This is a genomic window from Candidatus Albibeggiatoa sp. nov. BB20 (assembly GCA_016744725.1).
In the GTDB taxonomy this organism is placed as follows: domain Bacteria; phylum Pseudomonadota; class Gammaproteobacteria; order Beggiatoales; family Beggiatoaceae; genus Albibeggiatoa.
Window position 1 is genome coordinate 44173 of record JADGDW010000002.1, and the last position, 23120, is coordinate 67292.

Sequence of the window (23120 nt, forward strand, 5' to 3'; positions counted from 1 at the left end):
AATGTCTGCAGACTCACCTATTCTCGTGTTAGGCGCAGGCTCTTGGGGGACTGCGCTAGCATTGGTGTTAGCCCGTAACGGCCATTCCATTTGGCTGTGGAGTCATGAACAAGCTCACGTCGCGCAAATGCGTACAGAACAGCAAAATAGTCAATATTTACCTGATTATCCTTTTCCCGAACATATTAAAATTGTTGATGATTTAGTCCTTGTGGCCAAAACCAAACAAATTTTAATCGTTGTACCCAGTCATGCGTTTCATAGCACATTAAGCCAAATCAAACCCTATTTACAGCCCGATACCCATTTATGCTGGGCGACGAAAGGTTTTGAATATAAAACGGGTTTATTGTTACATGAAGTGGCGCACAATGTATTAGGCCAGCAAGCCTTTTCAGTGTTATCAGGGCCTTCATTTGCGAAAGAAGTGGCTAAGCAATTACCCACAGCCGTTACCATTGCCTCAGATGTTCAAAATCATGCCCAATTTTGGGTTAATGCGTTCCATGACCCCTATTTTCGTCCTTATCTCAGTTCAGATTTAATTGGGGTGCAGATTGGTGGTGCGGTGAAAAACGTGATGGCGATTGCAGCAGGCATTGCAGATGGTTTGGGTTTTGGCGCAAATACTCGAGCGGCTTTAATTACACGCGGCTTGGCTGAAATGCTACGTTTAGGTATTGCGATGGGTGGTCAAGCCGAAACCTTCATGGGTTTGGCGGGTATGGGTGATCTGGTGCTCACGTGTACTGATAATCAATCACGTAATCGACGATTTGGTTTTGCTTTGGCACAAGGTCAAAAAAACCATGATGAGATTTTAACTGAGATTGGTCAAGTAGTTGAGGGAGTTCATGCCGCACGTGAAGTGCATCATTTAGCCCAAAAATATCAAGTTGAAATGCCGATTGTTGACCATGTACAGCAAGTATTAACCCAACAAATGACACCAAAACAAGCGGTACATTCTTTATTGTCTCGTGAAGTCAAAACCGAATAATATTTTTTCCTCGCTCTAAAATATCAGTGGTTCGAGAATCTTTAAAATACATCTTAAAATCAATCTGTTATCAAAGTTGATATATTTGTAATTGATTGAAATATTTTGTATTTTGTAAGAACTGGCCACAGTATTGAGGTACTAGAGTTGAGGAGTTTTATTAAGCACTTAAAAACACTCCATTCTTTCAAGAAAATCTATGATTGATGCTTTGAATTATGCCAGCATCTATAGACGTATAAATTCATTTTTAAATCATCATTGATTTTGTTTTGATAAATATTAATAATTGGCTTTAAATTAAGAAGTTTTTATAATTTAGCCCAATATTCAATATAATATCTCTGACTTTAAATAATACTCTAAACAACAATAAGAGGATGATATTTAAAGTTATTAAGATGGGGGAGATGTATCTGATGCTAAGATTAAATTTAAATTTATTTGTTAACACAATATTCATTTTATTTTCATTATATTACAGCAAGTTAATGGCTAACGAATACGGAATGCCACCCGTTTTACAAGAATCCCTTCAAATTAAATCATTACTTGGTTTATCACTTGAAGAATTGATGAATATTAGGATTGATGCGCCTCTTGCCTCTTTGACAAAAACGTCTCAACGCTTAACCCCCGCAGCGATCACGACGATTACAAAACAGCAAATTGAAAACAGTGGTGCACGTAGTCTGAATGAATTATTGGAAATCTATGTGCCGAACTTGCAAATGATGCGACATCATTGGGAAATCAGTCATCTGGGGTTGCGTGGCATATTGAATGATCGAGAGGAAAAATATTTACTGTTAGTGAATGGCCGTGTGATGAATGAGCATACACATTATGGTGTTATCAGTGAGCGAGATTTGTCTATGTTGGGTGATATTCGGCATATTGATATTGTTCGTGGTTCAGGCTCGGCAATTCATGGTGCAGGTGCTGTATCAATGGTGATTAGTATTGAAACCGAAAGTGGGCTGAGTTTTGAAGGCACGGAAATGATTGCGCGAGCAGGTGTCATCGATGAATTTTATGGGATTGAGTTGAAACATGGCAAAAAACTCACAGAGGATTCAGGCTATTTTATTTATTTGGGTTTGGATAAATATGTGGGCGCAGATCAACACGATGCACCGTATGTATTGGGCACAAGTTATACCGATTTTTGGGGCAATACGGTTGCAGGTCAACAGGCTTATACACAATATTCGATTAATCGAGATGGGGCAGCATGGCGAGATAAACCACGGATTAAATTGCATACGGAATACACCCATGGTTCATTAAGTCTTTGGATGCGTTACACACGCGGTGGCCAACAATATGTGACTGATCCGAGTTCCACAGCTCGCTGGCCTTATGGTTGGTTGGATGATTGGGCAGTTGATACTTATCCCAATTATGAATCTTTTGAGCAACCGGGTTCAGGCTATCAGCAACTCACTTTATTATCAGAATATAAACAACATATTAGCGATATATTTTCAATTGATTATACCCTGAGCTATGATTTAACTGACTATGAACGTGCTGATTTTAGTTCTGAATTGGATAATTGGACATTGAACCATCGGGAAGATGAATTATTAGCCAAAGTAACAGCGCACTGGCAGTTGAATGATAAACATCACATTGCAATGGGTGTAGCATGGTCACATGAATGGTTTGGTAAAAATAATTTAGGGTTTCCTGATGATTCTCAAGCAGTTTTGTCGCCTTGGGTACAGCCTCCTTATAGCGGTGATTCACCTGAGTGGTCTACTAATACCTATTCTTTATTGGCGGAACATCAATGGCAGTTTTCAGCGGATTGGACATTATTTTATGGGGGACGGATTGATAAAAATGATAATACGGAGCTGTTATATTCTCCCCGAGCCGCTTTTATTTATACCCCAAATGATAAGGATACTTGGAAGTTGATGTATTCAGAGTCGGTGCGGATGACGTTTGCAGAAGAGCGGCAATGGACATTTGAGCAAACAGGTGAAAAGAGTGATCCAGAAGAGTTAAAAAGTCTGGAGTTACGTTATGAAGCACAGCATGATTCAGCATTATTTTGGGCAGTCAGCACTTATTATCAGGATTTAGATTTAATCAGTTGGGATTCGGGTGAGTATGGAGTGGATTTTGATGCAGGGACACGCAGCATCGGTAATTTAACTCAAACAGGGATTGAGCTTGAATTAGCGTATCACACTGAGCAGACACAAATCACGTTTTCACATGCGTATCATAAGTTGTTGGATTTTAATTTATCGCCAGATACCAATACTGCATTGACTGCTGAGCCTTATGGTTATGGTAATCAATTAGCGGTGTGGAGTAGCCATATTAGTAAATTAACGGGTTCATATCATTTAAGTCCGCGTTGGCAATTGGATGGTTCAGCACGGATTTATTGGGGATTTGATGGCGCACAAGCTTTTTCAGATTATAACAATGCTCAAAATACGCCATATAACCGAGACCCCGAAAATGATGATCCTTATGGCGCGTCGATTTTTGTTAATTTAGGGATTCAGCATCAGCTTAATGACAGATTGAAATTACGTTTAGATGCGTACAATGTTTTAGGTTGGGTTGATAAAACTTATAATAAACGCTTGTTTGGGTTTAATTCTTATGGTGATTATCGTGCCCATGCCCCTGCGTTGGCTGCTACATTGCGCTGGCAGTTTTAGATTATTTATTCCCGTTTTTAGTTAAACTATTGATTTACAAAAATTCATCGCTTTACGTGTTTGTGAAGAATTGTTTGATTGTGTCGCCATGTTCACCTAGCCATTGTCCGATATTTTGGGCTACAGGAATCAGTTGTTGTTTAACGCTATCTGCCAATTGACCTGTTTTGTTCACCAGTTTAATCACACGATCTAAAGCACTGCCAATGTCTTCTTTATCAGGATTAGGCGTATTGATTTCTTCTTTGGCTTCATTTAGTAATTTTATGACTTTCTTCTGGTTTTCGCCTAAATCCAATGTCAAAATCACATCAATTAAAGTTTGTAAATCTATTTGAATGCCTTGGTTGAATGTTTGGGTGACATTATCACCTGTATTGGTATTGCTATCTTTTATATCTCTGGCATGAAGGGAGCTATCATAATGATTTCCGCCATAATTGTAGTTGATAGTTTTTCTTTCTTTTTCTTCTAATTTACGTAAATCAAAAATACCGTCTAGTAATTGATGAGCTGAGAAATCTTTGCGACAGCTTAATTTAGGGCATCGAAAATCAGCTTGAACGCCTGCATATTCTTTTAAAGTATCAAATTTAAAATATTCAGGCTCTTCACAATTACAAGGCACGCTGACTTCATAATCCAATGGCTTTTTATAGCTATTATGAATTTTTTGTAGTTCGTAGTTAACGATGGTCATCAAATCGCGGCAGTGTTGCCCTTCAACTTTGATGGATATTTTGCGTTTACCATAGCTTTCGATGACTTCGGCATGGGTTTGGTCTTTTTCAAATACAACGCCTGTGCGCCATACGCATTGTTGTTGGTCTGCAATGTCTTCGTGAAGTGTCACAATCAGTTGGGTGATAATCCCTTTGGGCATGAAAGCATAGTTTTGATATAAGACGGTGACGTTGTTTTTTGAATTCCACTTATAATCGGGTTTTTGTTCAGCTAATAATTGCGGTGCGATGTAGGTATTTTCACAATATTTGAGTGGATAGCATAGTTTGAATTTGAGCATCAATTGCAGTAAGTCATCGTGCATAAAGTCGTATTCGGATTGATGCCAGATGGTTTTTAAATCGGCTTTGGTGAATTTACCAAATTGTTGTTCAACAGTGGAATTTTTCAGTACGCGGTAAATGGTTTGTGTGACCCATTGGGGTTTGAGGAATATGGTTTTTTGTAGCAATGGATCGTGTTGAAAATGCAGGACGCTGCCTAAGTCGTGTAGGGTTTCGCTGAGTTGGAGTTTGTCTTGTTTGTGTTTAAAGCCATGTTGGTCGCATAGAGTTAAAAATTCTTTAAGATCAATATGGTTGCGTTCATCGTCTTGTAAAATATCGCGGATGGTTTTCCATGATTTGGGAACAGGTGTACCGATATGGGGTAATTGTTTTAAGCGGTGTGGTAAATCTATAAGCAGTTTGTCAAAATCTTTGTTATTGAGTTTTAGATTGGTGGCGTAGATTTCTTTTAAATATTGAAACGTGCATCTTAAACTGGGTTCGTCAATTTTCTGTTGGCAGTTGTCGCGTTCATTTTTGACGATAAATACGGGGCTGTCTTCGCCGAGTAATTCGACAATATTGAGCCAATAATAAAAGTTTGTGTCTTCTTTGCGGCTGTCGGTAACGAGGATGTATAAGGCGCGTTTGCTGAGGAAAAATTGATGGGTGGCGTGATAGATTTCTTGGCCGCCAAAGTCCCAGATATTGACTTGATAATCTTGTTGTTCGTTGTATGGAAATGACCACGGAATAACATCAATGCCTTCGGTGCTTTTTATCGCTTGTAGTTGATAATCAGGGTTTTGGATTTTATTGGCTAAAGTAGTTTTGCCCGCGCCGCCTTCGCCAACAATTAATAGTTTTGCTTCATATAAATAATCAGTTTGTTCCAGTTTTAATTGATGTAAATAGTTGCGTACTCGGAGTAAATGTACATAACCCCATTTATCATCAGGTTCTAATTGTTCAATGGATGGCTCTGTAATTTTATTATCTTCAATGTCTAAACATTCTAGTTTTGGTAATAAAAATAGTTCTTCTGGCAGGCTTTGTAACAAGTTATTTCTCAAATATAAGCTGCTCAGACTCTCAAGCTGCCCCAATCCTTCCACGCTTTCCAATTGATTAAAGCTCAAATATAAACTGCTCAGATTCGCAAGTTGACCTAATCCTTCCACGCTTTGTAACTTATTATTTCTCAAATCTAAACTGCTTAGGTTTTCAAGCTGCCCTAATCCTTCCACGCTTTGTAATGAGTTACTTCTCAAATCTAAATGGCTCAGATTCTGAAGTTGCCCTAATCCCTCCGCACTTTGTAACTCACTATTTCTCAAATATAAACGGCTCAGATTCTGAAGTTGCTCTAATCCCTCCACGCTTTTCAATGAATTAAAACTTAAATACAAACTGCTCAGACACTCAAGCTGCGTTAATCCTTCTACGCTTTGTAACAAGTTATTTCTCAAATCTAAACTGCTCAGATTCTGAAGCTGTCCTAATCCTTCCACACTTTGTAACTTATTATCGCTCAAGTATAAACTACTTAGATTCTGAAGCTGCCCTAATCCTTCCACGCTTTGTAACGAGTTATCGCTCAAATCTAAATTACTCAGATTTTGAAGTTGCCCCAATCCTTCCATGCTTTGTAACGAGTTATTGCTCAAATCTAAATTGCTCAGATTCTGAAGTTGCCCTAATCCTTTCGCGCTTTTTAATTGATTAAAGCTCAAATATAAGTTGCCCAGATGCTTAAGCTGTCCTAATCCCTTCGTACTTTGCAACAGATTAGAACTTAAATATAAACTGCTCAAATTCTCAAGCTGCCCTAATTCTTCCACGCTTTTTAACGAATTATCGCTCAAATCTAAACTGCTCAGATTCTCAAGCTGTCCTAATCCTTCCACGCTTTGTAACAAGTTATCGCTCAAATCTAAACTGTTCAGATTCTCAAGCTGCTCTAATTCTTCCACACTTTGTAACGAGTTAGAGCCCAAATCTAAACGGCTTAGATGCTCAAGTTGCCCCAATCCTTCCACGCTTTGTAACGAGTTAGAGCTCAAATCTAAACGGCTCAGATTCTTAAGCTGCCCTAATCCTTCCACGCTTTGTAACGAGTTATTTTTCAAATCTAAACTGCTCAGATTCTCAAGCGTCCTTAATCCTTCCACGCTTTTCAATTGATTAAAGCTTAAATCTAAATAGCTCAGATTCTCAAGCTGCCCTAATCCTTCCACGCTTTGTAACAAGTTATTTCTCAAATCTAAATAGCTCAGATGCTTAAGTTGTTCTAATCCTTCCACACTTTGTAACTCACTATTTCTCAAATATAAATGGCTCAGATACTTAAGCTGTTCTAATCCTTCTATGCTTTGTAACAAGTTATTTCTTAAATCTAAACGGCTCAGATGCTTAAGCTGCCCTAATTCCTTCACGCTTTGTAATCTATTACGACCCAAATCTAAACAGCTCAGATGCTCAAGTTGTTCTAATCCTTCTACGCTTTGCAATCTATTACGGCTCAAATTTAAACGGCTCAGATTTTTTAATTTCAAAACCCAGTCAGGAATGCTATCAAGTCGATGATTGCTAATATCCAAAAGTTCTAAATGAGGAAAATCAAAAATCCCATCTGGTGCATCATAAGAAAATAAGGTCAATTTTAAACCAACAATGTTTTCAGGCGGTAAATCTAACTTTTTAAAATCCGCATAATGCACAATCAAACCCGATACATCTGCCACCTGCCGCAATGGATTACCACGCAAATCAAGCCGTTTTAAATGAGTTAATTGCTGAATTTCATCAGGGACAATTTGAATCGCATTATTGGTTAAAATGAGTTGTTCTAAATGACTAAGCTGATAAACTTCGGGCGGGATTATCGGTAAATACAAGTCACCATGATTTGTTAAATCCAAAGACTTGTCTTGCTTTTCTGCACATTGCTGGATTTTATCTAAAATGTCGGGTGGGGTTTTAAAAATACGCATGATGTCATCCTTTAAAATCCAATCCCTGTTTGTTTTAATAATGCTCTGAACCGATTTCTCAAATCAGGACTGGTAGCCCTATGAATTAACTAAGATACTTCAGTTTAAAACTTAGGATTACCAGTGTAGTGTCTTGAAGGATTTTATCAGCGATTAATGGCGGAAATGACGCATTCCAGTAAATACCATCGCCATACCATGCTCATTAGCAGCCGCGATCACCTCTTTATCTCGCATTGAACCACCGGGTTGAATCACCGCTTCAATACCCACTTCTGCCGCAGAATCAATACCATCACGGAATGGGAAAAACGCATCAGATGCCATCACAGCCCCTTTTACAGTTAAATTTTCATCGCCCGCTTTAATCGCTGCAATCCGTGCACTATAAACACGACTCATTTGACCTGCACCGACACCAATAGTCATACCCTCTTTGACATAGACAATCGCATTTGATTTAACAAACTTGCCTACTTTCCACGCAAACAATAAATCTTTCAATTCTTGCTCAGTCGGTTGACGCTCTGTAACCACTTTCAAATCATCTAAACCCACCATGCCCATGTCACGCTCTTGAACTAATAAGCCGCCTGAAACCCGTTTAAAGTCAAAACTCTGCGCTGGACTTGTATCCCATTCGCCACAAGTCATCACACGTACATTCTTTTTCTTTTCTAAAATAGGCAATGCCGCCTCATCAATACTCGGTGCAATAATCACCTCGACAAATTGACGCTCAACAATTGCGGTTGCTGTTTCTGCATCCAACGGGCGATTAAACGCGATAATGCCACCAAATGCTGAAGTCGGATCAGTTTTGAATGCCTTATCATACGCAGTCATAATATTATCCGCTTCCGCCACACCGCATGGATTGGCATGTTTTACAATCACACAAGCAGGTTTGGCATTGAATGATTTCACACATTCTAACGCGGCATCAGCATCTGTTACATTATTGTAAGATAAGGCTTTACCTTGTAATTGAGTGGCCGTAGATAAGCTGGCGGGAGCTGGATTTAATTCAGCATAAAAAGCGGCTTTTTGATGAGGATTTTCACCGTAACGCATAGTTTGGCGTTTTTCAAACTGCATTGATAAATCAGGTGGGAATTGTGCATCATCACTTTCCAAACCACCCAAATAATTGGCAATTGCGCCATCATAACGGGCTGTGTGTGCATAGACTTTTCGTGCTAACAAACGACGGCTTGCTTCAGTCACACTACCTTGATTTGCCTGCATTTCACCTAAGACAATGGCATAATCACTGCTATCAACCACTACCGTCACTGCGGCATGATTCTTCGCTGCTGAACGCAACATTGCAGGCCCACCAATATCAATATTTTCGATAGCGGTCGCTAAATCACAATCAGGCTTAGCAATAGTTTGTCCAAAGGGATATAAATTCACCACCACTAAATCGATTGGATCAATCCCATGTTCAGCCATGACCGCTTCATCTGTACCACGTCGTCCCAATAAACCGCCATGAATTTTAGGATGCAAGGTTTTCACACGACCCGCCATCATTTCTGGGAAACCTGTATAATCAGATACTTCCGTGACAGCGACACCGCTATCAGCTAATAACTTAGCCGTGCCACCTGTGGATAAAATTTCAATATTTTGCTTCGCTAAAGCTTGGGCAAATTCCACAATACCTGTCTTGTCTGACACGCTAATCAAAGCGCGTTGAATGGCTGACATTGGTTGTCTCCCTCGTCAATTCTATTGTTATCGGTTTTTAAACAAACATTTTAACGAGACAGTTACTAATTAACAACTCAGCTTTTTCAAACTATTTTAATTTGGTAATGCTTGGGCTTGAATAAATCAGGATACTATTAAAGATAATGCTATCTATTTAATTATATTTAATAATCAAAGATAAGAATCAATTTTTTGAATTCCCTATTTCTAAATTTAGCATTAAGGTATTAACTTATAAACTTGAGCCATTTTTTCTTGCTAACCTGACTTCAAATAGACATGTTCTAAGAATTAAACGGTGCTCTCAATACTGCTTTCATCATGCTAAAAGAAAAATAAATATGGAATGCGATACTTTTTCATTTGACTTGAAACAGAGTATCTACATGAATCACTCCGTTTATACGTTATGCACCAATTGCAGGCCTTCAGAACCACTTTTAGCTGTGACTTAATACTTCTCCAATTCAGGAATAGTTTCTTGACAGTTGGCCTAGTGAACAATGGTTATGGTGGTTAATGGAGCACAAAATAACCCCTGATTTAAGGATTAAGAAAGACACCCTGATTGAAAAGGATAATGAATCCAAGTCAATTAGAAAAATATTGCAAGGTTATCCAGAAAATAAAATGCGAAGTTTAAAGAATGTCACTGCATGGGGGTATGTTGTTAATATTGAAGCTAAAAAGCCTAGAAACAATAACTATATTATTGTGTTGTCTGCAAACAATACCAATATCATATAAAGCCTATAAATGATGCTGGAATATTGAAACTTTCAGCTAATTTGAAGTCTTGAGGCTTTAACTTGGAATCCACCAATTGTTGTCAAGTACAGAAGTCTGAACCATTGATTTAGAATATAGCAAAACTTACAATACGATTAAAAATGAATTGAACACCGTTTTTTCGATGGCAGATTTTTTGACCAATCCTTATAGTCATAATCGCTTGACTGCCTTAATCACAGAACAGACAGTCTTGAATAAATTAGGCCTTACTTTGATTTTTTAACATGTTTGACCAATCTACGGCGTTTTTGTTCTTGGCGTGGTGTGAGCTCATTGCGTTTGCCTGCAAAAGGATTTTCCCCCTGACGCATTTCCAGCCTAATCGGGGTGCCTGCAAAATCAAATTTTTGCCGTAAGCAATTCATAATATAACGTTTATAAGCAGGTGGTAACGATTCCACTTGATTACCATGAATCACAAATTTGGGCGGGTTACTGCCACCTTGATGCATAAAGCGTAATTTAATCCGACGACCTCGAACTGATGGTGGTTGATGAGCTTCAACCGCATCTTGCAAGATAACATTTAAACGGGAAGTGCTGACTTCTAAAAATGCGGCTTGGTAGGCTTGTTTAATAGTTTTATACAAATTGCCGACACCCGTACCATGCAAAGCAGAAATAAAATGAATCTTTGCAAAATCAACAAAATGCAATTTTCGGCCTAAAGTTACTTTAACCCACTCACGCTCATCTTTTTCCAATCCATCCCACTTATTCACTGCAATCACCAGTGAACGCCCCATATCTAACACATGACCCAGTAAACTGGCATCTTGCTCAGTAGGCCCTTCATGCGCGTCTAAAACCAAAACGACAACATTAGCTTGTTCAATGGCTTTTAATGTTTTAAGCACACTGAATTTTTCAATGGTTTCTGACATTTTTGATTTACGCCGAACACCAGCAGTATCAATTAAAGTGTAATCTTGTCCATCGCGTTCAAAGGGAATAAAAATACTGTCGCGTGTTGTTCCCGGTTGATCGTAAGCAATCACTCGTTCTTCGCCTAAAATCCGGTTCACTAAAGTTGATTTTCCAACATTGGGGCGGCCAACAATCGCCACTTTAATACTATCATCTTGTTCAAGTTCTTCAGCTTCAGGCCAATTCAACTTTGTAAACACGTGATCCATCAAGTCATCAATGCCATGTTTATGCGTAGAAGAAATAGGGTAAGTTTTGCCCCAACCTAAAGCATAAAATTCTGCCATCGCAATGCTGCTTTGCAAGCCATCGGTCTTATTGACCACTAGAAAAGTGGGTTTATTAATCACTCGGAGCTGTTGCGCAATCATTTCATCGGCGGCGGTAAGACCATTTCGACCATCTACGAGAAATAAAATACTATCTGCCTCATCAACGGCTTGCATCACTTGACTGCTGATATGTTCAGCCATGTGATCGGCATCATCAGTCAAGCCTCCTGTATCAATAACCCAATAATCTCTATCGCCAACCCGCCCACGCCCAAATTGGCGATCTCGTGTTAAACCAGATTGATTTGCAACCAGCGCATCCCGAGTACGAGTTAAGACATTAAATAAAGTCGATTTTCCAACATTTGGACGGCCAACAATGGCAATTGTGGGTAGCATAGTATGGTTGCAAGATTGTTATGAATAGAGCTGGAAAAGTTTAGCGGTAACAAAGCATAAAATCAACTTTTTGCTGTTATTTTAAATAGATAATTAGAGTTGCATCTATTATTGATTCATAAAAATACACATTACTTTCTAGCTATATCTCAAATATCGAATCATAAGCACTCATTAACCCATGATAATATTTAACTATAGAAAAATTGTAACTACCTAATTCAATTATTCTAATAGAAAAAAACAAGCAAAAATAATAGACTAGAAAGGTGTTAACCAAGAAATAAACGGACTAAAAGAACAAATAGAAAAGCGGCTACAGAAGCAGAACCGCTTTCAAAATCATCTGCTCCCTTTGATAGGCTATGCATCGCTATCTTAATTACAACCAGTGGGCTGTAAAACTTGTCGATTACCATTAATGGCTTCAATCAGTTTGCCATCTTGCAATGACATGTGTGTTTTCAGTTCTTCTTGTGTATCACTGCCATATTTTAGCAATCCGATTAATTCCAAATCATCACCACGTCGAATCCCTTTGAACTCATAATGACTGGTTACGCCTGATGGCATGGTTTGGATATAATAGTGAACTTCAACAAAGTTTTGATAAAAACTAAGCCTAACACTATAAAAATAATAAAGTTTTTCTCCATTAGATGCTGTTTTATGAGATTGTCCATAAAAACACATTGGAGGTTGTGATAATTCAATGGTCTTTTTGAGGTTTTGATTGGTTATTTCTACCAATTCTCGGCGTGTAATATAACCTTGTTTTTCCACTCGAATCACATATTTCCCCGCTGCTAATACCATATTAGGGCTATAAAGTTGATTAGTAGTCAAAATTTTAACCACTGCATCAGCAGGTTTGACTTCTAAATCTAAAATAAATTGATTCTTTAGTGTAGGTACAGCAAGTGGTTTAGCTCTAGTTTGAGGTGAAAATGAGGACGCTGAAGCTATCACAGGCGGTAGGATCACTTTGAGTTCTATGTCATCGTTAGTGATGTTCACATCATGTTCTTGGCTTATATAGCCGCTGTGGCTCACTAATAATTTATATTTACCGGGGGCTAATAACATATCTTGTTCAAACATATATTTGCTATTTAGAAACTTGATTTTTGCATTACTTGGAATGGTCTCAATGCTCAAACTATATTCATCTGGTAACAGTTCATCATTTGGATGTAAACTAATTTGAATATCAGCAGTGGGATTGGCACTTGATGGATCGGCCTGATTTATTGGGGGAGTGTCCGTGTCATCGCTAATATTGGCACTAGTAGGTTTAGGCTGGTCTAAAGGGACTAAATCAACTTGTTCAAAAATATCAGCATTTTTTAAATTTATCCACTTGCGTAAAGTATGATAACCTTTTGCTTTTACCCGCAAATCATAGACACCTGTTTTCAGTTCAATACCTTGACGAAATTTCGGTTTAATATTCCATATAAAAATTTTAGCATGAGCTTCTTCTGGAAATACATCAATGTATAAACGATGTGTTTCTGGATTAGCATGTACTGTATTCAATGTGGTCAGTAGTAGCATATAAGCAAATAACTTATACATTCTATACCTCCATTTAGTCCCTAAAGCTTTGTTTTAAAATAGCTAAACGTCGGGTTGGGTCTGGCAATTCCAATAATTCTTGACGTTGTGCTAATGAGATGGGCAACAGTTCGGCCAAACGATAACTAACCCAATGTGCATTGGCATAGTCTAACGATATCTGCGGATAAATATTACCTAATTGTTGAATAATTTGCTCTAATAAATCGCCGAAAAACTGATATTCTGCTGTTAGCGTTGCTGAAGCCTCAGAAGGGAATAATTGCACTTTAGCTTCAATAAGTTGATTTTTCTTGGATTCTTGACTCAAAATTTTAAATTTTTGCTGCCCAACCACTTTGATAATCAATAAGTCATTTTCTTCTTTATCCCAATCAATAATTTTAGCGATTGTGCCAATATTATGTGTTAATGCAGCCTCTCCAACCTCATTGCCATCATAAATAAGGCTAATACCAAAAGGTGTATTCTGTTTTAAACACTGACTTACCATTTCTAAGTAACGCGGTTCAAAGATGCGTAATGGCAATAAGCCATCAGGAAAAAGTACGCTGTGTAATGGGAATAGTGGAATTGTGATGATGTCATTCTGCATGTTCACCCCAACGTGGTAGAAGCTGGTGTTCGATAGTGAGATGGTCAAGAATACGTGCCACCACAGTATCAGTGACATCTTGAATTGTTTTCGGCTGATTATAAAATGCGGGACTCGCAGGTAAAATAACCGCGCCTGCCTGAGATAATGTTAGCATATTTTGCAAATGAATTGGCGACAGCGGGGTTTCACGATGTACCAAAATTAATTGTTTACGCTCTTTTAAACTGACATCGGCCGCCCGCTCAATTAGGTTACGGCTTAAGCCATTAGCAATAGAGGCCAAAGAACCACTAGTACAAGGACATATCACCATCGCTCGACTAACGGAGCTTCCACTGGCAATAGGGGCTGTCCATTGCTCTAAATCATAAACATGTAGCCGCTCTGTTTGCGTTGCATATTGCTCTACTAATTGTGCTTTTAAATCTTTGGCTCGACTTGGTAAACTTAAACCCAGCTCCATTTTAATCACAAGTCTTGCAGGCTTGGACAATAGGAAATGCACCGTTTTTCCTGCTAAAAGCAGTTGCTCTAAAAGGCGGATGCCATAAATTGCACCAGATGCGCCCGTCATGGCAAGTGTTATGTTGTCAGACATTTTTAATTAATAATTTAACAGTGGACAATAAACAAACAGTATACCAGCCTTTGAGCCAATAGAGTTGCCGCTATTTGGCTGTAGGACAGGCAGAATCAGGTGAAACCCAGCAAATAAAATAGTCAGGAAATAGCAAAAATAGACAGCATATCTGCAAACTATAGTCGTTTTACTTTAAAGTGATACAGGACTGGCAGTCCAAGACTTTAAAACTGATTGATATTTAAACAACAACAGGATTGCCAGTCCTAACAGCCAAAACGAAATTGACTATAAATCCACCCATTAATGACTACGCATCGTATTCCATTAAATCTTTAAAACGATCTAAAATCATTGTAAAATATTTTTTTGACATTTTTGCGTAACACAAGCTGTTTATTCCTCTTAATATTTTGTACCGAGGATCAAGGCTGTGAAACTGTAAGCAAAGTTTATCAATTACATATTTCGGCCATAACCGCGCAATAAATTAATCAATGGGTCAGGAAATTGATTCGTTTCCATGTCGTGGATTGTAGTATCAACATTATATGAAAGGCGATGAAAATGAATTTTTTTATCTTGTTGGTCATAAATCGCAAATTGCGCCCCTAATTGTCCATTTCGAGGTTGACCTATAGAACCGGGACAAATTAACGCATGGTTTACTTTAGATAAATCAAGGACTTCATCAGTTAAATGTTTATCAATTCGACCTTTGCGCACGTAGCCACCGGGTTGATGGGTATGACCATGAAAACAAATGGGAATCTCTTTGCGTTCTAAAGCATTTAAATTATCTTGATAGGTCATTTCATACACATAGGCATTGAAAAATGTAGGATCAATCGGAGAACCATGCAAAAGCAACCAATTTTCATTATGTAAAATAGGCGGGAGTTCTTCTAACCATGTTTTGTGTTCTTGACTCACTCGCTGATATGTCCAATCTAAAACCCATTTTGCAGTACTAGAAAAACCTTTTTTAAACAGACCTGTAGCCAGCCCATGATCGTGATTACCTTTAATAAGTTCAAACCCTGTTTCTTGTAAACGTTCAATACATTCAGTAGGATGAGGGCCGTAACCAACAATATCGCCAGCAACAATACCATGATTAATATTTTCAGTTTTAAGAAATGAGAGCACCGCATCTAATGCAGGCAAATTGGCATGAACATCGGCTAGAACAGCCACATAACGGGTATTCTGATAGTTGATTTTTTCAACATTTTTTTGCTTAGCAGGGGTTTGTTGTAGTGAATCAATAAAGGTTTGGATTGCCTGTCTTTGTATTTCAGAGGGGAAATAGACATTTTTAATTAATTCAGATAGAACGATAAAATATTGTTTATCTTGATATTGTTTGTAAATTTCATCACGCACAATCAGCCCAAATTGACTTGCAGTATCTTTGCTATTCAGCCATTCAGATGATCGAAAATAAACCCCGACCATGTGTGCGCAAGAATTAAATCTATCCCACATATACACATCATCATCTAAATAATAAACCTCGCCTGCGGCATCTAAACCAAAATTAGAAAGCCCTTCATCAATACGTAAATCAAAGGTTTTTGCCATATAAAAATAATAATGAAAGATTTTCTGCAATACTTTTAGACGGGAATCTATGCTGGTATTTTCATCGCTAAACAATTGATGCACGGGTTGTAAGCGTGGGCAAATATTACCGACTAAGGCGGTTTCTTTTCCTTGTTCATGGGCGACAAACCAAGTTTTGTTAGGATGATGGACTTGATATTTACGTTCTTTTTCTAGTGCTTGCTGAACCCAACGATTGGCAGAAAAAGCCGATAAATTGATTTCGTTATGAATTTTAACCACATGTTGTGTGGAGATATGCACTTGGGTGGAAGGCCGACCTGTAAATGTTTTACCATGTACTAGCTTAGTTTGTTCTTGTTCTAGCAATTGGTTCACATCATGGCTGGCATAAATGCTTTTTTCCCCAATTGCGCCTACAAGGGTAATTTCATAAGACATGCTTATCTCACTTTTTAGTCTTTAAAAATACAGCTAGCTTATCCATCATTGTCAATGTTTGTCACAAATCTCTGATGAGTAACAGCCAATACGCAAGACAGATACATTCAAATCACATTGTTTTTATTCATGATGGCATGGAATATTTACATTTCTGATATTCAGTATATGCCTTGCTTGTTTGCTTAATCGGTGGCGTTTGCCTTTTGTATTATAAGACATCTTTAATATTTGTGAGATAAATCTATTGTGTGGCATCAAGCTAGAAGTTTAGCTCTGAATTTAATCTATTCTGTATAAGATGTTATAAGCCTTCAAAATCCTCCTTAATTTACACCAATAAGCTAGAGCAATGATTAAAATAGAATTTACTATATCAATTCATCTTGGCGAATATATTGATTTTTTGCTGAGATAGAGGCGTATACTTTCTATAGTCATTTTATTCTAAAGTGATACAGGACTGCCAGTCCTAACACATAAACCGAAATTGACTATACATCTTGCTTAAACTTATTTCGACTACATTTTTAGCATAAATAAGTTCACTCAAATCTCACCGATCCAAACAGGGGGAAGTATGCCTGCCTTAACTGTTTTACAAAAATTACAACAACGCATTGTAGAAAAGTTTCCTCCAAGTCAGTCCGATGGTTTACAAATGTTTGCCGCATTATTTTTCTCTGATGTACCCGAGGAAGATATTAGCCAACGTCATCCCAGTGATTTATACGGCATGGTGGTTGATTATTGGCATTTTTTGCAAACAATGGATGATTTACCCAAAGTGCGGGTATTTAATCCACAATTCGAGCAAAACGGCTGGCAATCCACACACAGCATTGTGTCAATTTTAACCGTAGATATGCCTTTTTTGATTGATTCGATTCGTATCGCATTAAATCAACTGGGCTTAACCGTACATTTGACCATTCACCCTACATTGTTATTGAAATACAACGAGCAGAATCAACTGGTTGGTATTGATAGATTAACAGAACAAACTGAAGGCCTTGTTGCATTAATCCATATAGAAATCGATCGGCATACAGAAAAAGAAACTCAGCGTAATACCCAGCAAGCCATTCGAAATGTTTTAGAAGATGTGAGTTTAGTGGTCAATGATCGAGCCACAATGTATGACCAGCTAGAAACGATTCTGGAACAATTAGAGCAAAAACCCCCGCCGTTAGAAAAGCATGAAATTGTTGAAACTCACGCCTTTTTGCGTTGGTTGCAAGCCAAGCATTTTACCTTTTTAGGGTTTCGAGAATATAAGCTGGTCAAAGAACAGGATACATATCAGTTAAAGGTTGCAGCGGATTCAGGGCTGGGTATTTTACGCAATACGAATGCTTCATTTTCCAGTAGTTTTGCTGAATTACCGAATACTATTCGACAAGTTGCGGCAAAACCCAGTTTATTGTTATTAAACAAAGCCAGTTCACGCGCAACAGTGCATCGCCCGAGTTATATGGATTATATTGGCATTAAGAAAATCAACCAACAAGGTGAAGTGGTTGGCGAATATCGATTTTTAGGTTTATATACCGCATCTGTTTATCATCTTAGCACCACGCATATTCCATTGTTACATAAAAAAATAAGTAAAGTCATTAAGTTATCTGGTTATCATACTGAAAGCCATCGTGGACAAGCTTTGCTGAATATTTTAGAAAGTTATCCGCGTGATGAATTATTCCAAACAGATGTTGAAACTTTATCTAATATCAGTTTAGGTATTTTACAACTTCAGGAAAGACAACGAGTTAAGCTGTTTGTACGCCCTGATGAATTTGGACGTTTTATTTCATGTTTGGTATTTGCACCGCGTGAACGTTATGACACTAAAATCCGCCAACAAATGCAGGATGTGTTACTGGAAGCATTTAACGGGCTGAGTGTTGAATTTACGGTTAATGTCTCAGAATCGATTCTTGCCCAAATCCATTTTATTGTCCGAACTCATGCAGGCAGTTGCTTTGATTGTAAATTAGCTGAAATTGAAGCCCGTTTAGCTGAAATCACTCAAGCGTGGACAGACAGTTTGTATGACACCTTGTTAGAGCATTTGGGTGAAGAACGCGGCACAAAACTGTATCACCGTTATCAAGACAGTTTTCCTACCGTGTATCAAGAGGATTTCACTGCTCGCCATGCCTTGTTAGATATTGAAAAAATGGAATCATTGGGCGATGAGAATGCGCTGGAAATGACGTTGTATCGTCCGTTGGAAAGTGTGAACGGGTCGTTGCGGTTCAAATTATTCCATTCTCAAGGACAAATTTCATTGTCTCGCTTATTGCCAATTTTGGAAAATATGGGCGTGGTGGTGATGAGTGAGCGTAATTATGAAATCAAGTTGGCTAAAACCTCAATTTGGATTCAAGAGCTGATTTTATCGCACGACTCAAAGCAAACCATTGATTTAAACGAACTGAAATCGATATTTCAACAGACCTTTGCCAAAGTATGGCGACAAGAAGTCGCAAACGATGGTTTCAATTATTTGGTGCTCAAAGCGCAATTGAATTGGCGTGATATTATCGTTTTTCGGGCGTATTACAAATATATTCAACAAATTGGCGCGACATTCAGTGCAAAATATACCCAGAATACTTTAGCTCATCATCCTGATATTGCGCGTTTATTACTCAATATATTCCACGTCCGATTTAATCCGATTGGTCGCCAAACCGCTGAGGACAACGCAGCTCGTGATAAAGAATTGCAAAGCCTGCTAGACAAAATTGAACAAAGTTTAGATAGCGTTGAAAGTTTAGACGAAGACCGTATTTTAAGACGTTTTCTATCGGTGATTATGGCAACCATACGCACCAATTATTTTCAGTTGGATGCGGGTAAAAAGCCAAAATCTTACGTGTCATTTAAGTTTGATTCACAGCAAATTCCTGATATGCCAGAGCCTAAGCCGCTGTACGAAATTTTCGTATATTCTCCGCAAGTTGAAGGGGTGCATTTACGTGGTGGCAAAGTGGCGCGGGGCGGTTTGCGTTGGTCGGATCGGCGGGAAGATTTCCGCACTGAGATTTTAGGTTTAGTGAAAGCCCAAATGGTTAAAAATGCCGTCATTGTGCCTGTGGGTTCAAAAGGCGGTTTTGTGGCTAAGAAACTCGGTAAAAATAGCAGCCGTGAAGAGATACAAAAACAAGGGATTGAATGCTATAAAACTTTTATTCGTGGCTTGTTAGATGTCACTGATAATTTAGTCGACAATCATATTGTGCCGCCCGTTGATGTGATTCGGCATGATGAGGATGACCCGTATTTGGTGGTGGCAGCGGATAAAGGAACGGCGACGTTTTCCGACATTGCGAATAGTATCGCGAAAGATTACGGCTTTTGGCTGGATGATGCGTTTGCCTCAGGTGGTTCGGCAGGTTATGACCATAAAAAAATGGGGATTACTGCGCGCGGGGCTTGGGAATCAGTGAAACGCCATTTTCGCCACCTTGGAGTGGATACCCAGAATCAAGATTTTACTGTGATTGGGGTCGGCGATATGTCAGGGGACGTATTTGGCAATGGGATGTTATTGTCACCACATATTAAATTACAAGCGGCATTCAATCATTTACATATTTTTGTTGATCCCAAACCAGACCCAAAAACCAGCTTTGCTGAACGTCAGCGTTTATTTGAGTTACCGCGTTCTACATGGGCGGATTACAATTCGACGTTAGTATCAAAAGGTGGCGGTGTTTTTGCGCGTAATGCCAAAGCCATTGTATTAAGTCATGAAATGCAGAAAATGTTGGGTGTATCTCATTATTCCATGACACCGAATGAACTAATTAGAACTTTGCTATGTGCGCCTGTGGATTTATTGTGGAATGGTGGAATTGGCACGTATGTGAAATCAGAAGCCGAGCATCATGCTGATGTGGGTGATAAAACCAATGATAATGTGCGAGTCGATGGGCAAGATTTACGCTGCAAAGTGGTGGGTGAAGGCGGCAATTTAGGTTTTACCCAATTAGGGCGGATTGAATATGCCTTAAATGGTGGGCGAATTTATACTGATGCGGTTGATAATTCTGCAGGGGTGGATTGTTCCGATCATGAAGTGAATATCAAAATTTTGCTCAATGCGGTGGTGGCAAATCAGGATATGACCTTGAAACAGCGTAATGCGTTGCTGGTTGAAATGACTGATGATGTGGCTAAATTGGTGTTGCGGGATAATTATTTACAAACCCAAGCAGTGAGTTTACCTTTATCAATTGGCGGCCAATTATTGGATGTACAAAGCCGTTTTATGCAGTTTTTAGAGCATCAAGTGAATTTAGATCGGGAATTGGAATTTTTACCTAATGATAAAGCAATTCAAGCCCGACGCAAAAATCAACAAGGTTTAACCTCACCTGAAATTTCGGTGCTATTGGCGTACAGCAAAATTTATTTATATCAAGCTTTGCTCGCTTCTGATTTAGTTGATGATGGGTATTTGCAGAATTTGCTTCATGTTTATTTCCCTCAGCCATTACCTCAACGTTATACCCAGCAAATAAGCCAACATCGTTTGCAACGTGAAATTATCGCCACGTATTTGGTCAATGTGGTGGTGAATTATGGCGGCAATGAATTTATTTTTATTTTACAAGAGGAAACAGGTTTAACTGTAGCACAGCTTGTCCATGCGTATGTGGTGAGTTGGCAGGTGTTCAGCATGGCTGATTTATGGGCTGAAATGGAAGCATTAGATAATCAAGTCGCTAATGAAGTGCAAATGGCAATGATGTTGGATACACGCAAATTATTAGAGCGGGCCACTCGTTGGTTATTGCGTAATCCTCATGCTGATTTGGATATTGCTGAAACCGTGGATTATTTCAAATCAGGTGTGAATCAGTTGGCGGAAAACCTGTGGCAGTTTATGAGCCCGCATGATAAGCAAGGCGTTGAGCAAGTTGCACAAAATTGGACAGAGAAAGGTGTACCCGAAGCTTTGGCGAAAAAAATAGCAAGCTTGACCGTATGGCTGTCAGCATTGGATGTGGTCGATGTGGCGAATGAAACTCAAGAAGATTTATTAACTGTGACCGAGGTGCATTTCAGTTTGGGTACGCAATTAAAATTGCATTGGTTACGCGACCAAATTAGCACTTTGCCACGTCAAAATCGCTGGGAATCTTTGTCTCGTTCCGCATTGCGTGATGAACTCTATAAAACCCATCGTCATTTAACCATGCAGGTATTGCAAAGTGTTCAGCATGATAATATACAACAACGGGTTGAATTATGGTTGACTGAAAATCAAGCTGCGATTGAGCGTAGTGTACACATTTTTACTGAATTACAAGCGGTTGAAAAACCCGATTTATCTATGTTATCAGTTGCTTTACGTGAGGTGGGGCGTTTGGGTTAAATATGAGCAATGGCTTTGCAGCTATGATTAAATAAAAAGAATTTTGGCTTGTGGGAATGCCTTCACGACGCAGGAGGTTTTGATTGCATTCCAACGGTCGGAGGCTATAAAAGAACTAAAAAAAAGAGTCTCAAGCAAACCAATAATTATTGATATTTAATTGTAATTATAGCACTATTTTTTTGCGGGATTACCCAACTGTGGATGCAAAAGAATAACTATTCTTCTTTCCTCTAGTACAATTTGGATATGAATTGAATGAATTAGAGTCTTTAGCTCCATTTCAAGAGAGGCTTGTAAGTTTTTTTAAGTTCACGATGCCAACAATAGCATCACTATTGCTATGTTTAATATCATGCTCATATTGCAAATAATACCTGTCATTAAATCTTGCTTGACGCGTTTCCTTAGCAAAAAAGTTTCTATTCGCTCCATTGACTACAACTTAATACTTGCCTCGTCATTTTCTTGCTTCTTTCTCTTATATTTTACAACCTCATCAGTTTCTAAATTTGGTAGTGCTATCAAAAAACTCAATTATTAACAGCCAAGTTGAGTTGGTTTTCTGATGGTTTTATCCATTGCTCAGGATTTTGCTCTGCAACTTGAATTTGTGCTATGAGATTTGGATTATTAAGTATATATTGTGTTTCAGATAAAGATTCTTTTTGTTTAAATTTTATGAATTCAATAAATTGCAAAACTTCTTGAGCGTTGTCTGGTGATAATTGTAAAGATTGTTGATAAATCTGTTCTACATAAGTATTCATGGTACGCACCCATAAATTGAATTAAAGAAGATAGTGACAATAATTTTAGCAGGTTTCAACATAATTGAAGTCTTGTTCAAAAATCAAACCTACCATCCAAACCCATAACCATCTACAATTACATGACATTGGAATATTTATATGGAAGGAGCTTGATATGCAAATAGTCTCACAATTACCTGATGCTTTGGTTGAAGAGGTGAAACAGTATATTTCTTTAGAAAATCAATCTGAGGCATTGGTAAAAATTATTCAAGACTGGATAAGATATAAAAAAATTCAAGAGCTTAAGGGGCTACGTGGTCAAATACAGTTTGAAGGTGATTTAACTGAATTACGAAATATGGACAAACAAAATGGTTTTGATTGATTCTTCTGTGTGGATTGATTTTTTTCGTG

13 protein-coding genes are annotated in these 23120 nt (G+C 38.3%); 5 read left to right on the top strand and 8 right to left on the bottom strand.

What is annotated here, in order from left to right; all coding sequences use genetic code 11:
- Nucleotide 1: 1 nt before the first annotated feature.
- Together ABXH34_RS00440 and ABXH34_RS00445 are read left to right on the top strand one after the other, a co-directional pair.
- Nucleotides 2-1000 (top strand): NAD(P)H-dependent glycerol-3-phosphate dehydrogenase, encoded by a 999-nt coding sequence (locus ABXH34_RS00440; protein WP_353569878.1) that lies wholly within the window; start codon nucleotides 2-4, stop codon nucleotides 998-1000.
- A 491-nt stretch (nucleotides 1001-1491) separates the two neighbouring features.
- A complete protein-coding gene (locus ABXH34_RS00445) occupies nucleotides 1492-3687 on the top strand; it encodes a TonB-dependent receptor plug domain-containing protein (protein WP_353569879.1) in 2196 nt (731 codons plus the stop codon).
- A gap of 52 nt (nucleotides 3688-3739) precedes the next feature.
- Here the strand turns inward: ABXH34_RS00445 and ABXH34_RS00450 are convergent, their stop codons facing one another.
- Both ABXH34_RS00450 and purH read right to left on the bottom strand, forming a co-directional pair.
- Entirely contained in the window at nucleotides 3740-7690 is a 3951-nt protein-coding gene (locus ABXH34_RS00450) for a leucine-rich repeat domain-containing protein (protein ID WP_353569880.1), read from the bottom strand.
- 153 nt (nucleotides 7691-7843) lie between these two features.
- Nucleotides 7844-9406, bottom strand: coding sequence for a bifunctional phosphoribosylaminoimidazolecarboxamide formyltransferase/IMP cyclohydrolase (gene purH, locus ABXH34_RS00455; RefSeq protein ID WP_353569881.1), 1563 nt, complete (start codon nucleotides 9404-9406; stop codon nucleotides 7844-7846).
- A gap of 522 nt (nucleotides 9407-9928) precedes the next feature.
- Between purH and ABXH34_RS00460 the strand changes: the two genes are divergently transcribed.
- Nucleotides 9929-10156, top strand: a complete 228-nt coding sequence (locus ABXH34_RS00460) for a hypothetical protein (protein WP_353569882.1) — start codon at nucleotides 9929-9931, stop codon at nucleotides 10154-10156.
- A 251-nt stretch (nucleotides 10157-10407) separates the two neighbouring features.
- Here ABXH34_RS00460 and der read toward each other — a convergent pair whose 3' ends face one another.
- The 5 genes from der to ABXH34_RS00485 form a co-directional block, all read right to left on the bottom strand.
- Nucleotides 10408-11799: a ribosome biogenesis GTPase Der gene (gene der / locus ABXH34_RS00465; protein WP_353569883.1), complete on the bottom strand. Its 1392-nt coding sequence runs from the start codon at nucleotides 11797-11799 to the stop codon at nucleotides 10408-10410.
- A gap of 378 nt (nucleotides 11800-12177) precedes the next feature.
- The gene (locus ABXH34_RS00470; RefSeq protein ID WP_353569884.1) at nucleotides 12178-13377 is read right to left on the bottom strand and encodes a peptidase associated/transthyretin-like domain-containing protein; all 1200 of its coding nucleotides are present in this window, start codon (nucleotides 13375-13377) and stop codon (nucleotides 12178-12180) included.
- Nucleotides 13378-13390: 13 nt separating this feature from the next.
- A complete protein-coding gene (locus ABXH34_RS00475; RefSeq protein ID WP_353569885.1) occupies nucleotides 13391-13972 on the bottom strand; it encodes an LON peptidase substrate-binding domain-containing protein in 582 nt (193 codons plus the stop codon).
- Complete coding sequence (locus ABXH34_RS00480) at nucleotides 13962-14573, bottom strand: flavin prenyltransferase UbiX (RefSeq protein WP_353569886.1); 612 nt, start codon at nucleotides 14571-14573, stop codon at nucleotides 13962-13964. Before ABXH34_RS00480 ends, ABXH34_RS00475 begins: the two co-directional genes overlap by 11 nt.
- Before the next feature lie 441 nt (nucleotides 14574-15014).
- Nucleotides 15015-16562, bottom strand: coding sequence for a metallophosphoesterase family protein (locus ABXH34_RS00485; RefSeq protein ID WP_353569887.1), 1548 nt, complete (start codon nucleotides 16560-16562; stop codon nucleotides 15015-15017).
- A 580-nt stretch (nucleotides 16563-17142) separates the two neighbouring features.
- Between ABXH34_RS00485 and ABXH34_RS00490 the strand changes: the two genes are divergently transcribed.
- Complete coding sequence (locus ABXH34_RS00490; protein WP_353569888.1) at nucleotides 17143-21951, top strand: NAD-glutamate dehydrogenase; 4809 nt, start codon at nucleotides 17143-17145, stop codon at nucleotides 21949-21951.
- Between the two features lie 533 nt (nucleotides 21952-22484).
- On the opposite strand, the gene ABXH34_RS00495 is transcribed toward ABXH34_RS00490, so the two are convergent.
- Nucleotides 22485-22721, bottom strand: a complete 237-nt coding sequence (locus ABXH34_RS00495) for a hypothetical protein (RefSeq protein WP_353569889.1) — start codon at nucleotides 22719-22721, stop codon at nucleotides 22485-22487.
- Between the two features lie 157 nt (nucleotides 22722-22878).
- Here ABXH34_RS00495 and ABXH34_RS00500 point away from each other — a divergent pair, with 157 nt between their 5' ends.
- Nucleotides 22879-23091 (top strand): hypothetical protein, encoded by a 213-nt coding sequence (locus ABXH34_RS00500; protein ID WP_353569890.1) that lies wholly within the window; start codon nucleotides 22879-22881, stop codon nucleotides 23089-23091.
- The last annotated feature ends 29 nt before the right edge of the window (nucleotides 23092-23120 follow it).